Source organism: Streptomyces sp. NBC_00873 (assembly GCF_045207415.1).
In the GTDB taxonomy this organism is placed as follows: Bacteria; Actinomycetota; Actinomycetes; order Streptomycetales; family Streptomycetaceae; genus Streptomyces.
The window spans coordinates 1757436-1770973 of sequence record NZ_CP108803.1 but is presented as its reverse complement, the minus strand read 5'-3'; the positions used below and the strand labels follow the sequence as shown (position 1 = coordinate 1770973).

Sequence of the window (13538 nt, the reverse complement as noted above, 5' to 3'; positions counted from 1 at the left end):
CCGTATGAAGCGAATCAACCCCAGAGGCGAACCCGTCCCGGAAGCAACCCAAGAAGCGAACCCAGCAGCGGACCGAGGCAAGAAGCAGTGAACCCGAACGAGAAGAGCGGAGAAGAGTTACCGATGAACAACCCCGAGGCAGACCAGCCGGCCCGTTGCCCTGTCGACCACGGCAGTGCCGCGACGGCCGCAGCCATCCCCGCAACCACGCTGCCGGGACCGACGAAGCACGCGGTGCTCCAGCTGTTCAACTACTGGACGCGACCGCAGGCGTTCATCGAGAAGTGCCGCAAGGAGTACGGTCCCCGGTTCCAGCTCAGCATTCGGCTCCCTCCTCGCGCTGTGTACGTCCTGACGACCTCCGAGGACGTCAAGGCCATGTTCACCGCACCCGCCGACGTGCTGCACACCGGTAACGGCTCGGCCACGATCGAGAAGTACACCGGCCAGTCCGGCCTGGCCTGGCTCGACGAGGACGCGCACAAGGCCCGGCGCAAGGCCATGATGACCAGCTACCACGGTGGGGCGTTGCAGCGGGTCTCGACGGCCATCACCGAGACGGCCAAGACCGACGTCGCCACGTGGCCCCGGAACACGCCCATCCAGTTGCACTCCCACATCCACGGGTTCACGATGAACGTGATCCGTGAGGTGATCTACGGTCCGAACGGGCCGAAGCGCTGGAAGGAACTGCACGGGCTCCTGCTGGAGATGATGCGGTTCAACAACGGACCCGTCTCGCCGATGCTGCTGCACAAGATGTCGCCGCGGATGATCAAGATCCTCCGGGCGATCCGGCCCCTGGGGCTCGAACGGTTCCTCAAGCTGCGCGACCGGGTTGACGCGCTGGTCTACGAGAGCATCGAGGAGCACCGCGCGTCCGGGTACCGCGGCGACGACCTGCTCTCGACGCTGCTGGAAGTCACCCACCCGGACGGATCGCCGCTGACGGACAGCGAGATCCGCGATGAGCTGTCGACCATCTTCCTGGCCGGTACGGAGACGACCGCGGCCGCCATAGCTTGGGCGTTCGTCTACCTGGCCCGGGACAAGGCGGTCACCGACCGCCTGCGCGAGGAGATGGCCAGTGGTGAGGACGCGTACCTCACGGCAGTGGTCCACGAGGTGCTGAGACTGCGCCCGTCGATCCCGCAGATCATCGTCCGCGAGGTCAAGAAGCCGATCGAGATCGGTGGCGTGCGCTACGAGGCGGGCCAGCACCTGTGGGCGAGTGCCTTCCTGCTCAACCGCGACCCGAACCTCTACGAGGAGCCGCACGCGTTCCGTCCCGAGCGGTTCCTCGACGTCAAGCCCGGGGTCTACTCGTGGATTCCGTTCGGCGGCGGCCGCATCCGCTGCATCGGTGACCGGATCGCCCTCCAGGAGATGAAGGCCGTGATCCGCGAGGTGCTGGGCCAGTGCGACCTCTACGTGTCCGATACCGCGCCCGAGCGGGCACGCAGCCGCATTGTGGTGAACGTGCCGTCGGACTTCGCGCGCATGGAGCTGCGGCACCGCGTCACCAGCCTGGCGCAGGGGGTGCGCAGTTGAACGCACTGCTGATGCCCCTCGTCGCTGTCCAGGGGATCTGGGTGCGGGCCACCACCGAGGTGCTCCCGGAGGCCAAGGGGCCGTGCACCGGAACCGTCGGGGAGGAGACTTCAGGTACGCCGATGCGGATCGCCGTCCTGGGGGAGTCGACCGCGGCCGGCTGCGGGGTCGACACCCACGACGAGGGCTTTCCCGGCAGTCTTGCCCGAGCGCTCAGTGCGCGGCACGACTCTCCCGTCACCTGGGAGGTGGTCGGCCGGCACGGCGCCACGGCCCGTCGCATCCGCCACCGGCTGCTTCCGCAGCTCGGCGAGAGCTTCGACCTGGCGCTGCTGCTCGCGGGGGCCAACGACGTGCTCGGCCGGCGCGCCCCCGAGGAGTGGGGCGAGGACCTCGCGGAGATCGTCGACGACCTGGCGAACCGGGCCAAGTCCGTCGTCGTGGTGGGGACCCCGCCCTTCGTCGACTTCCCGTCGCTGCCCTCCGCACTCGCACGCTATTGCGCCGAGCGTGCGGCCGCACTCGACCGGACCTCCCAGCGGGTCTGTGCCGAGCGGCCGCGCGCGACCTGGATGGGCTCGACCGACATCATGCAGATCACCCCCGATTTCTTCGCGCGGGACGGCTTCCACCCGTCGGCCCACGGTTACGGCCGCTGGGCGCAGGCGGTGGCCGACCATCTGGCGCTGGACCGTTCCGACCAGCAACCGGGGTGATCACCATGACCGAGAGGACCACAGCAGCATGACACCGTCAATGAGCGGGACGAAGACCCGGGGGGGATGGAGCATCGCGGTCGTCCTCATCGGCGTCTTCGTCTCCTCGCTGGACCTGTTCATCGTCAACATCGCGTTTCCCGATCTGGCCCTGTCGTTCCCGTCGTCGAGCCTGAGCGACCTCTCCTGGGTGCTGAGTGCGTACGCGATCGCCTTCGCCGCGGTCCTGGCGCCGGCCGGCCGCTGGGCGGACCGGTCCGGCCGCAAGCGCGCCTATCTGATCGGGATGGCGTTGTTCACGGTGGCGTCCGCGGTCTGCGCCGTGGCCCCGTCGCTGGGTGCGCTCGTGGCCGCGCGTACGCTCCAGGCCATCGGCGGAGGCCTGATGCTGCCGAGTTCCCTCGGTCTGCTGCTCCCGCTGTTCCCCCCGGAACGGCGCGGAGCCGCGATCGGCCTGTGGTCGGCGATGGGCGGCGCGGCCGCCGCCCTCGGCCCGCCGATCGGCGGCCTGCTCGTACAGGCCGGGTGGGAATGGGTGTTCATCGTGAACCTGCCCATCGGTATGGCGGCAGTCGTCGTGGGGGCATGGGCGCTGCGCGAGATCCGCGAGGACTCCGGCGCGTCCCCCGACGTGCTGGGCGCCGTGGCCCTTGCGGTGACGGTGGGTGCCCTCATCGCGGCCATCGTGCAGGGCGAGACATGGGGCTGGACCAGCGGACGCATTCTCGGCCTGGCCGGGCTGGGCGTGCTGGGCATCGTGTTCAGTGCGGTACGGGCGGTCCGCCACCCGGCCCCGATCATCGAACCGGCGCTCCTGCGCATCCGGGCCGTGTTACTGGCCAACGTCGCGACCATGCTGTTCTTCGCCGGCTTCGGCGCGATGATCCTCGGTTCGGTGCTGTTCCTCACCGAGCTCTGGCACCACTCCGTGCTGCGCGCCGGCCTGGAGATCGCGCCCGGTCCGGTCATGGCAGCGATCTGCGCGGTGCCGGGCGGACTGCTGGCCACCAAGTACGGCAACTATCTGGTGGGTTTCGTCGGCAGCATCCTGTTCGCGGCGGGCGGCGTCCTGTGGGCGACCCACACCGCCGCGGACGCGGCGTACCTGACCACCTTCCTGCCGGCTGGCGTCATTGCCGGAATCGGTGCCGGGCTGGCCCTGCCGAGCCTGTCCGGAGCGGCCACCCTCCCGCTGCCCCCGGAACGCTTCGCCATCGGCACCGCGATGGTTTCCATGTGCCGCCAGATCGGTCTGGCCCTGGGCGCGGCGACCGTCGCCGCCGTGATGGGCACCCACGCGGACCTGTCGTCGTTCCACGCCGCCTGGTTCTTCATGGCGGCCTGCGGCCTGACCGGGGGCCTGGCCCTGCTCGCCATCCGTGACAACAGCCCCCGGCCGGTCGCGGCCGCCGCCGGATCACCGGCTCCCCAGTGAGGGGCCCGTCTGAAAGGAAGCCGGATGGGCAGCCTGCTCGCCATCAGTGACCTGCACATCGGATATGCAGGAGAACCTTGATCTCACCCAAGGCTGACAGAGTCCCCCATATTCCTTCCAGGGACGCCTCGCAGGCGTGAAAATGGTTTGTGGTGGCCGCCCGTCGACGTCGCTCCCTCTTTGGGACCCTGAGCCCGGGACAGAGTCTGGCGCCGGGGCCGGCCGGAGGGATCACGCACTGTTGCTTCGAGCACGCCGTTCAGATTCTCGCTTCCTCTCACGGCCCTGCGGGCGGCCACTGCCCTGCTGATCCGCGCGATGGAGGGAATGTGGATGGATAAGACCGAGGCGGTCGACCAGGAGACGGAGCTCGTGGAAAGGGTCGCCGCGATCGATGTGGCCAAGGCGTCCGGGATGCTCTGTCTGCGCCTGCCGCACGAGAGGATCGAAGGACGCCGAACCCAACGGGTATGGAATGTCAGCGCCACCACCAACGCCATCCCGGAGCTGGGCGACCACTTGCTCTGCCAGGGCGTCACCCGGGTGGTCATGGAGGCGACCGGCAGCTACTGGAGGTCGTGGTTCTACCTGCTGGAAGCCCGTGGACTGGAGTGCTGGCTGGTCAACGCCCGCGACGTCAAGAACGTCCCCGGCCGTCCCAAGACGGACAAGCTCGACGCCGTGTGGCTGTGCAAGCTCGCCGAACGGGGCATGCTCCGGGCCTCCTTCGTCCCGCCCAAGCCGGTCCGGGAGCTGCGTGACCTCACCCGGCTCCGCGCGGTTTTCATCGGAGAACGCAGCCGCAACAAGCAGCGCACCGAGAAGGTCCTGGAGGACGCGCAGATCAAGCTGTCATCGGTGGCGACCAACATCTTCGGCGTCTCGGGACGGTCCATCATCGAGGCTCTGATCCGTGGGGAGCGCAGTCCGAGGGATCTGGCCGATCTGGCAAGGGGCCGCCTGGTCTCCAGACACGACGCGCTGGTGGAGGCACTGACGGGACAATTCAACGATCACCATGCCTACCTATGCCGGCTGCTGCTGGACACCGTCGACCGGATCACCGCACAGGTGGACGATCTGTCGCAGCGAATCACCGCCAAACTCGCCCAGATCTCCTTACCGGAAGCGGACGTAGCTGGCGGCCAGCCACGCGGCACCCCGGGCGAAACCGGCGAGGCCGGCCTGCTGCCCTTGGTCGAGCGTCTCGACGAGGTCCCCGGGACAGGACGGACGGCAGCCGAGGTGATCCTGGCCGAACTCGGCCCGAACATGCGGGTCTTCCCGACCTCCGGCCACCTGGTCTCATGAGCCAGGCTGGCACCCCGCACAATCCAGTCCGGCAGTACGAACACCTCGGGGCCCACCGGACACGGCAACCCGTGGCTCAAGGGGGTCATCGGCGAGGCCGCCATGGCCGCAGCCCGAACCGACACCTTCCTCGGGGCCCGCTACCGCAGACTCGTCAAACACCGGGGCCACAAGAAAGCGGTCGTCGCCGTGGCCCGATCGATGCTGGTCATCGTCTGGCACCTCATCAACGACCCGACCGCCCGCTTCGAAGACCTCGGACCCGATCACCACCAACGACTGGTCAATCCCGTCCGCAAGACCCGAGATCTCGTCCGCCAACTCGAAGCACTCGGACACACCGTCACCCTCGCCCCCGGCGAAGCCGGAGCCTGAACAACACACCCGTCCACTCGCAGACCAGCCGCTCAGCAAACACTGAACGGTCACTGCCCCCTGCCTAGCTGATCCTCTATTTTCCGTTCAGAGGGTTATCCGTCCATAGCGGTGGCGGACGGTTCACGCCCCGCCGAGGTTTTCCCGAGCTGTTCCCGAAGGAACGGCAGAATCAGGGCAGCGGCCTTCTCGGGTGCCTCGAGCCAAGGCCAGTGCCCGGCGCCCGGCACGGTTTCGACCCGGGCGCCCGGAAGGCTTTTCAACTGCCGCCGGGCCAATTCGGCGGGCACGAAGGCGTCGTCCGCACCCCAGACCACCAACGCAGGCAGACCCATTTCCCGCAGTGGTCCCGTCAGCCCTCCTTCGAGAGCCGCGAGATCAAGGGAGCGGTACATCTGAAGCACGGCCCGCTTGGTCCCTGTGGGAGCCGCATGGTTCACGATGCGGTCTCGCCATTCATCAGGCAGCGCGGGATTCTTCCGACGCAGGATCGCCCGGTTGACCCGGGGCCGTATCAGCAGTTGTGTCAGCTCACCCGCGATCGGCGTCCGCCACAGCCGGGCGAGGCCGTGCCAGTGCGAGCCCCGGTTGATGCCGGTGTTGATCAGCGTGACGCTGGCGACCCGGTCCGGATGCGCGGCCGCCCAGGTCAGGCCCCAGGGCCCACCGAAGTCATGCAGCACGAGATGCGCTCGCTCGACGTCCAACTGATCGACGATGCCGCCCAGATGGGCCGCCTGGGACGGCACCGTGTAGTCCTGATCCGCGCGCCGCTCCGCTTCGCCGAAGCCCGGCATGTCCGGGGCGATGACCCGGGCAAAGGCCGACGTCCTGGTGAGCAGTGGGCCCCAGTCCTCGCCGGCGCCGGGATTTCCGTGGACGAAGACCACCGCCTCATCGGAATCGGGTGACGCGTCACTGACCCGCACCGCTGAACGAACGCCTCCGACAACGATCTGCCGCTTCTCGAGCATGGCTGTCTCCCTATGTGGTGTGCTGCCAGGAATCTGTTCGGTCTAGACGAGATTGCGTTTGAGGATCTTGCCGGTGGCGGTCATGGGCAGGGACTCGACGCATTCGACGAGACGCGGGTATTTGTAGCCGGCCATCTGCGCCCTGGCCCACTCGATCAGCTTGTCCTCGGAAATGGCCGCGCCTTTTTCGAGGATGACGAAGGCCTTTACCTCCTCGCCATGGCTCTCGTGCGGCACGCCGACGACCGCCGCGAGCGAGACCGCCTCGTGGGTCATGAGGACTTCCTCGATCTCGCGCGGGTACACGTTGAACCCACCGCGCACGATCATGTCCTTGGCCCGGTCGACGATGTAGTAGAAGCCGTCCTCGTCCCGCCGGGCGAGGTCGCCGCTGCGGAACCAGCCGTCCCGCATCACCTCGGCGGTGGCCTCGGGACGGTTGTAGTAGCCCTTCATCACGTTGTGGCCGCGGACGGCGATCTCACCCACCTCGTCCGTCTCAGTGACGGTGTTCCACCGAGCATCGACCAGGCGGACCTGCACACCCCAGACCGGCCTGCCGATCGACCCGGCCCGCGCTTCGTGCTCGCAGTCACTGAATACCGCGAGGGGCGAGGTCTCCGACAACCCGTAGCCCTCGAGGATCTGTACCCCGAACCGTTCCTTGAACTGCTTCAGGATCTCCACCGGCAGCGAGGCGCCACCGGAGATCGCCTTGCGCAGATGCGCCGTGATCCGTGCTACGTCGACGCTGTCGTCCAGCGCGCCGAGCAGACCCCAGTACATGGTCGGTACGCCCGCGAAGACGGTCACCTTGTGGCGGTCCATGATGTCCAGAGCGGCCTTGGCCTCGAACCGCGGCAACAGGATCAGCGTGGCTGCCACCGAGAACGCCGAGTTCATGTTCACGGTCTGGCCGAAGGTGTGGAACAGCGGCAGCGCCGTCAGGTGCGTGTCGGTGCGGCTCGGCTCCGCGCCGAACAGCCGGTTGGACGTCAGCGCGTTCATCACCATGTTCGCGTGCGACAGCTCGGCGCCCTTGGACCGCCCGGTGGTACCGCTTGTGTAGAGGATCACCGCGGTGTCGGTGGCCTCGCGGACCACGGTCTCGAACTCGACGGGCTGGTGCGCCAGTTCCTGTTTCAACGTCGCGACGCCCTCACCGCCGGGTGCCTCGCCGCTTCCGATGACGAAGAGGTGCTCACAGCCCGGGCTGCGCTCGAAACCCGCGCGGGCGAACGCGGCGATCGGCAGCTCCTCGGTGCCCTCGAAGCAGAAGTACGCCTTGGCCTCCGAGTCGGCCAAGTGGTAGGCAATCTCACGGTCCTTGAGCAGGACGTTCAGGGGTACCACCACCCCTCCGGCCTTGAGGATGCCGTAGTAGACCATCGGGAACCACGGCAGGTTCGGGCAGGACAGCGCCACCTTGTCGCCTGGACGGATCCCGCGCGAGACCAGAAGGTTGGCGATCTGCTTCGCGACGGCGTTCACCTGGGCATACGTGAACCGCTGCGAGCCCAGGATCAGCGCGTCGCGGGCCGGATACCGGCGAGCGGAATCCTCAAGGAACATGGACAGATTGAGCATGGCTCATCTCTTTCGGTCGGCGATCCGGTCGTGGGACAGTCGGCTGTACGGAGGAGTTCGGGACTGCAACTCCGGCTCCTTGAGGGCCACTTACGGGAGCAGTCCCAGGCGGCGCAGATCTTTTTCGTACGAGAACGCGCCGATGACGAAGGCCGCGCAGGCCACCAGCGCGACGAGCGGGACGATCCGCAGTGCGCCGAGCAGGCCCCAGTGATCTGCGAGCATCCCCGTCACCGCAGGCCCAGGAGCAACGCCCAGCAGGTTGTTGGCGAGAGTGAGGGTGGCGAAGGCCGTCGCCGCGATGGCGGAGGGGGTCAGCCGCGCGACCATGGCGGCCGCCGGGCCGGCGGTGCCGGAGGCGATCAGGGTCCCGGCGGCGATCAGGGTGAGCTGCAACGGCCCGGTCGGCAGCTGGAATCCCACCATGAGCAGCACCAGTGTTCCGAGGCTGCAGGCGATGGCGAGGATCCACTGCCGGGACGCGGCCTTGCGGCTGAGGCGGTCCGCGACGATCCCGCAGAGGATCATCCCGGCGCCGCTGATCAGCGCGAAGACCCCGGCGGCCAGGCCGGCTTTCGCTGCGGGCAGGTCGTAGTAGCGGTTGAGGAAGCTGGGCATCCAGGCGAGCAGGGCCCACGCGACGAACAGTTGCATGCCACTGCCGGCATAGGCGCAGACCACGGAGACCGAGGAGAGCAGCCGCGGCAGCAACGTCCGGATCGGCGCCCGCTCGCTGCGGGAGCCGCTCCCCGTGGCAAGGTTCGCTCCCAGTCTCTTCTCCGTGACCACGACACCGTAGATCAAGGCCAGTACGAGTCCGAAGAGCCCCATCACGCCGAACGCCCAGCGCCAGCCCAGGTGTTGGGCGACTACGCCGCCCACGGACATGCCGAGGACGGATCCGAAGGATCCACCGGCCAGGAACGCCCCGGACAGCGTGGCCCGCATGCCGACGGGAAAGACACTCAGGGTCAGCGCGAGGCCGACGCTGCCGTACGCGGCCTCGCCGACGCCGACCATGAAGCGCGCCACAAACATCTCGCCGTAACTGGCCGACACCGCACAGCCCAGCGTCGCCAGGCTCCACATCGTCGCGGCGATCACCAGACACCTGATGCGGCCCCAGCGGTCCGCCAGCAGTGACAGCGGAAAGGCGAGCAGGCCCACCATCAGCGCCACAATGCTACTCAGAGAGCCCAACTGTGCGTCCGAAAGGAGCCATTCCGCCTTCAGTAGGGGAAAGACCGCATTGAGGACCTGCCGCGACATGACATCGGACAGTAGAAGTCCGAAGCTCAGCGCAAATATCAGCCAGGCGTAGCCGCGGGATACAGCCGGCGCGGCCGGAGGAATTCCGGGAAGAGCGGTTTCGGTAGCGTCAAGTCCCATTGGCGTGGCCTTTCGCAATCCCGTTTGTGTGGTGCGTCACGCTATAGGGACTGCGCCGTATTCGCTTGACCGAGTGTTACGGCTGGGTTGACATGGTGTTGCGCGGCGGGGTCACGGAGGCGAGGTCGGGGTGGATCGCTCAGTCCCCGCCGGGGTGTTCGGCCCGCCACGCCGTGGGGCTCGATCCGAACTCGGTCCGGAACCACCGTGAGAAAGCGGAGAGTTCGGAGAAGCCCAGCAGCTCGGCGACTTCGGTCAGAGAGCGCTTCCGATGTCCGACATATCTCCGGGCGAGTTCCGCGCGCGTGGCATTGAGGATCGCCGAGAACGACGTGTTCGACCGGGCGAGGAGCCGGTGCACCGTGACCCGGTTGACGCCCAGGGTCTTCGCGATCTGCTGTAGTGAGCAACGTCCGGTCGGGAGCATGGCCTCGATGAGGTCCCGGATGCGGTCGAGTTCGTCTTCCGGGCGGGGGCTGGCGATCGTTTCGATGTACTGCTTCGCGTACGGCTGGAACGCGGGGTCGCACAGAAAGTTGGGCGCATCGAGATCATGGGAGTGCAGCACGATGCCGTTGAACTCCCCGCCGAATCGGATCGCGCCGCCCAGGATGCGGTGGTGGAGCGTCAGATCGGCCGGTGCCTCGTGCGCGAGGCAGACGGTGACTGGCTTCCATTGGCTGCCGATGATGATCTGCATAAGCCGGAGAAAAGCACCGACGGTCACCTCGGTGAACTGCCTGAATTCACCGGATCCCGACAGATCGAAGTTGAACTTGACCGTCGCCAGACCATCGATCTCGGCTATCCGGACATGGATCGCCTCGCTGCGCAGATGCTGATAGCGGCTGAGCATCCGCAGCACGCTGCGCATATCGGGTTCGCCCTGCGCGGCGATACCGATCGGGCCGAGGTTGGAGACGGTTCGGTTGCCCGCGAGCCGTAGCCCGAAGTTCTCGAGACCGGTTTCAGCGGCAGACTTCTCAAGCAGTTGAGCGGCGGCGTCGATGGCGATCCATTGATTGTGTATGGCCAGGTCGGCCACGTGGAGCCCGACGCACCTCAGCAAGGGAAGCGGGTCGGCTCCGCGTGAGCGGATGAGGTCCAGGTATCCGGTCAATGCGGCATTACGGACAAGTAGAGCCATTGAAAACCTCCTCGCGGGAGCAACATAGCGTCAAACAAGATGCAACGCGATGTCAAGCCTCGGGCTGCCCGCCCCGCCTATCATTCCGGTTATCCGCCACAATGCGGCCCCGAAATAGCCCAGGTACAGGTAGTCGCCACGCCCGAATCGACCTGGTGCATTCCCGGTCACTGATGACAGCACCGGTCAGGCGATCTGTAAAGGCCCGTACCGCTTGAAATTCCCACGCGTGAACCTGCCACGAAGGAGTTGCATCATGTACGACACCGTTCAGGCCGAGGCACCGTCAACGGCGGGGACGGCGGAGAACGTCGAGCCGCCCTCCATCAAGCTGAAGCAGCTCACCCGGCACATCGGCGCCGAACTGCTCGACGTGCACCTCCCCGACATCACGCGGGACGATGCCCTCTTCGCCGAGATGAGGTCTCTCCTGCTCAAGCACAAGGTGCTCTTTCTCCGGGACCAGGACATCACACGTGCCGAACACGTCGCTTTCGCCCGGCGATTCGGTTCCCTGGAGGACAGTCACCCCAACACCGACGCCGATTCCGGTGTGGTGCTCCTGTACAAGGATGAGGACAGCGCGGGGCATTACGAGAATGCGTATCACAGTGACACGAGCTGGCGGGAGAATCCGTCCATGGGGTCCGTGCTCCGCTGTGTGGAGACACCGGAGGTGGGCGGCGACACCATCTGGGTGGACATGGTCGAGGCTTACCGCGAGCTTCCGGATCACGTCAAGGAGAAGATCGAGGTGTTGCGCGCCCGGCACAGCTTCGAGGCCGTCTTCGGAGCCGCAAGGCCGGCCGACGAACGTCACGAACTCAAGGCACGTTTCCCCGATGCGGAACACCCCGTCGTGCGCACGCACCCGGAAACCGGGGAAAAGATCCTGTTCGTCAACGTATTCGCCACGCACTTCACCAACTTCCACACGCCGGAGCATGTGCGTTACGGCGCCGACTACTCTCCTGGCGCCGGGGATCTGCTGACCTACCTGAAGAGTCGGGCGGCCATTCCCGAATATCAGGTCCGCTGGACCTGGACCAAGAACAGCATCGCCATCTGGGACAACCGGTCCACGCAGCATTACGCGGTCCAGGACTACTGGCCGGCGGTCCGAAAGATGGAACGTGCCACGGTCGCAGGAAACAGGCCGTTCTGAGATCGCGAGCCGATCGCGACCGCAGTATCGCGCGTCCTGCGCGCCCGATTGATCGACACCCGAAGGGAACACAGATATGAGCAGGTTCGACATCACGAAGACCAATGCCGCGGTCGAGCAGCTGATCGAGCAGACCGACAACCCCCGGCACCGGTACCTCCTGCACGCCTACAACCGCCACCGCTACCTGGAGATGGCCGGCCGCTGGGAGGAGATCTTCGCGCCCGATCTGACCGTCGAACACCCCGTCTACAACTTCAACGCCTTCGGCCACCGGATCAGGCTCGAGGGCGCCGACGCGGTCAAGAAGATCTACCGCGAATGGGCCGACAGCGGGCAGTGCGTCTTCTACGTCGAGGACGAGAAGATCGCCGTCGGCGACCACCTGATCTGCACCACCTTCACGCTCTACCAGCAGATTCCCGGAGGCGTCCTGACCGCTGACGGCGTCGACGCCGACCCGCAGGCGACGTATCTGATGAAGAACGCGCAGCACATGATCTGGCCCTACGACGACCAGGGGCGTCTCATCGGCGAGGACGTGTGGGAGGTCGACGAGTCCGCACGGGAGCTCATCCTGCTCGACCCGTCCGAGGTACTCACCAGGGAGGAGTCGGCACGCCTGCTGGCGCCGCTCATCAAGCCCCTGCCCACGCGCCCCTTCTGAGAGGGCGCTTAACGTGGGCGAATTGCCGCTTATGCCCTAGTGTCCTGCGCCGGAGATCCGTCGTTAGTACCTGTATGAGTGTTTCTGCGGGTGTGCCCGCACCGCGTCGTGGTCCGAAGCTGGAACCGTTGTTGTTGTCCGTTGACGAGCGTGCGGTGTTGGAGCGTTGGGCCCGGCGGGCGACGTCTGCGCAGGCGGTGGCGTTACGGGCGCGGATCGTGCTGGCGTGTGCAGGCCCTGACGTTCCGCCGATTGTTGTGGTGGCGCGGGATCTGCGGGTAGCGGCGGACACGGTCCGCAAGTGGCGTCGGCGGTTCCTGGCCGCCCGGCTGGACGGGTTGGTGGACGAGCCCCGGCCGGGCCGGCCGCCCACCATCAGCGTCGACCAGGTGGAAGCGGTCGTGGTCAGCACGCTGGAGGAGATCCCGAAGAATGCCACCCACTGGTCGCGCAAGTCGATGGCCGAACGCAGTGGGCTGTCGAAATCGACCGTGGGCCGAATCTGGCGGAAGTTCCATCTCAAGCCTCATCTGACGGACACCTTCAAACTGTCGACGGACCCCTTGTTCGTGGAGAAGGTCTACGACGTGGTCGGGCTGTACTTCAATCCGCCCGAAGGGGCGGTGGTGCTGTCGGTGGACGAGAAGTCGCAGATCCAGGCGCTGGACCGGTCCCAGCCGGTGCTGCCGATGATGCCGGGCATGCCCGAGCGTCGCACCCATGACTACGTCCGTAACGGTCTGACCACCCTCTTCGCGGCCTTCGACGTCGCGACCGGCGAGGTCATCACCTCGCTGCACCGTCGGCACCGGGCAGCGGAGTTCAAGAAGTTCCTCATCAAGATCGAGAAGGAGGTTCCTGGGCACCTCCAGGTCCACCTGATCTGCGATAACTACGGCACCCACAAGACACCCGCCATCAGAGCATGGCTGGCCAAGCACCCCCGATTCCACCTGCACTTCACCCCTACTGGTTCGTCCTGGATCAACCAGGTGGAGAGGTGGTTCGGCTTCCTCGCCGACCAGAAGATCCGCCGCGGTGCACACAAAAGCGTACGTTCCCTGGAAGCCGACATCCGATCCTGGGTCAAGGAATGGAACGAAAACCCAACACCGTTCATCTGGACCAAGACAGCCGAAGAGATCCTCGACTCACTCGCCCGCTTCTGCCAACGGATCTCCGGCGCAGGACACTAGTGGTGCTTGGTCAGGTTCACTCGCA

12 protein-coding genes are annotated in these 13538 nt (G+C 66.5%); 8 read left to right on the top strand and 4 right to left on the bottom strand.

From position 1 onward, the window contains the following. Positions 1-123 precede the first annotated feature (123 nt). The 5 genes from OH809_RS08255 (at position 124) to OH809_RS08235 (ending at position 5388) form a co-directional block, all read left to right on the top strand. A complete protein-coding gene (locus OH809_RS08255; protein WP_406423030.1) occupies positions 124-1551 on the top strand; it encodes a cytochrome P450 in 1428 nt (475 codons plus the stop codon). After that, on the top strand, positions 1548-2267 hold the full coding sequence (locus OH809_RS08250; protein ID WP_406423031.1) for an SGNH/GDSL hydrolase family protein: 720 nt from the start codon (positions 1548-1550) through the stop codon (positions 2265-2267). The genes OH809_RS08255 and OH809_RS08250 overlap by 4 nt, the downstream gene beginning before the upstream one ends. A 40-nt stretch (positions 2268-2307) precedes the next feature. Continuing rightward, positions 2308-3702, top strand: a complete 1395-nt coding sequence (locus tag OH809_RS08245; RefSeq protein ID WP_406423032.1) for a DHA2 family efflux MFS transporter permease subunit — start codon at positions 2308-2310, stop codon at positions 3700-3702. Between the two features lie 333 nt (positions 3703-4035). Beyond that, positions 4036-5013, top strand: a complete 978-nt coding sequence (locus tag OH809_RS08240; RefSeq protein ID WP_406423033.1) for an IS110 family transposase — start codon at positions 4036-4038, stop codon at positions 5011-5013. Positions 5014-5019: 6 nt separating this feature from the next. Beyond that, on the top strand, positions 5020-5388 hold the full coding sequence (locus tag OH809_RS08235) for a hypothetical protein (protein ID WP_406425298.1): 369 nt from the start codon (positions 5020-5022) through the stop codon (positions 5386-5388). A 95-nt stretch (positions 5389-5483) separates the two neighbouring features. On the opposite strand, the gene OH809_RS08230 is transcribed toward OH809_RS08235, so the two are convergent. The 4 genes from OH809_RS08230 to OH809_RS08215 all read right to left on the bottom strand — a co-directional run bounded on the left by OH809_RS08230 (position 5484) and on the right by OH809_RS08215 (position 10485). Then, a complete protein-coding gene (locus OH809_RS08230; protein ID WP_406423034.1) occupies positions 5484-6362 on the bottom strand; it encodes an alpha/beta fold hydrolase in 879 nt (292 codons plus the stop codon). A gap of 42 nt (positions 6363-6404) precedes the next feature. Continuing rightward, positions 6405-7949, bottom strand: a complete 1545-nt coding sequence (locus tag OH809_RS08225; protein ID WP_406423035.1) for a long-chain-fatty-acid--CoA ligase — start codon at positions 7947-7949, stop codon at positions 6405-6407. 90 nt (positions 7950-8039) lie between these two features. After that, positions 8040-9218 carry an MFS transporter gene (locus OH809_RS08220; RefSeq protein ID WP_406423036.1) on the bottom strand — a complete coding sequence of 393 codons (1179 nt, stop codon included), beginning with the start codon at positions 9216-9218 and terminating at the stop codon, positions 8040-8042. Positions 9219-9477: 259 nt separating this feature from the next. Then, positions 9478-10485, bottom strand: a complete 1008-nt coding sequence (locus OH809_RS08215) for an AraC family transcriptional regulator (protein WP_406423037.1) — start codon at positions 10483-10485, stop codon at positions 9478-9480. Between the two features lie 256 nt (positions 10486-10741). Between OH809_RS08215 and OH809_RS08210 the strand changes: the two genes are divergently transcribed. From OH809_RS08210 to OH809_RS08200, 3 genes are all read left to right on the top strand, one after another. After that, positions 10742-11650, top strand: coding sequence for a TauD/TfdA dioxygenase family protein (locus tag OH809_RS08210; protein WP_406423038.1), 909 nt, complete (start codon positions 10742-10744; stop codon positions 11648-11650). A 76-nt stretch (positions 11651-11726) separates the two neighbouring features. After that, positions 11727-12317 (top strand): hypothetical protein, encoded by a 591-nt coding sequence (locus tag OH809_RS08205; RefSeq protein ID WP_406423039.1) that lies wholly within the window; start codon positions 11727-11729, stop codon positions 12315-12317. Between the two features lie 74 nt (positions 12318-12391). Further along, positions 12392-13513 (top strand): IS630 family transposase, encoded by a 1122-nt coding sequence (locus OH809_RS08200; protein WP_331743599.1) that lies wholly within the window; start codon positions 12392-12394, stop codon positions 13511-13513. Positions 13514-13538 lie beyond the last annotated feature (25 nt).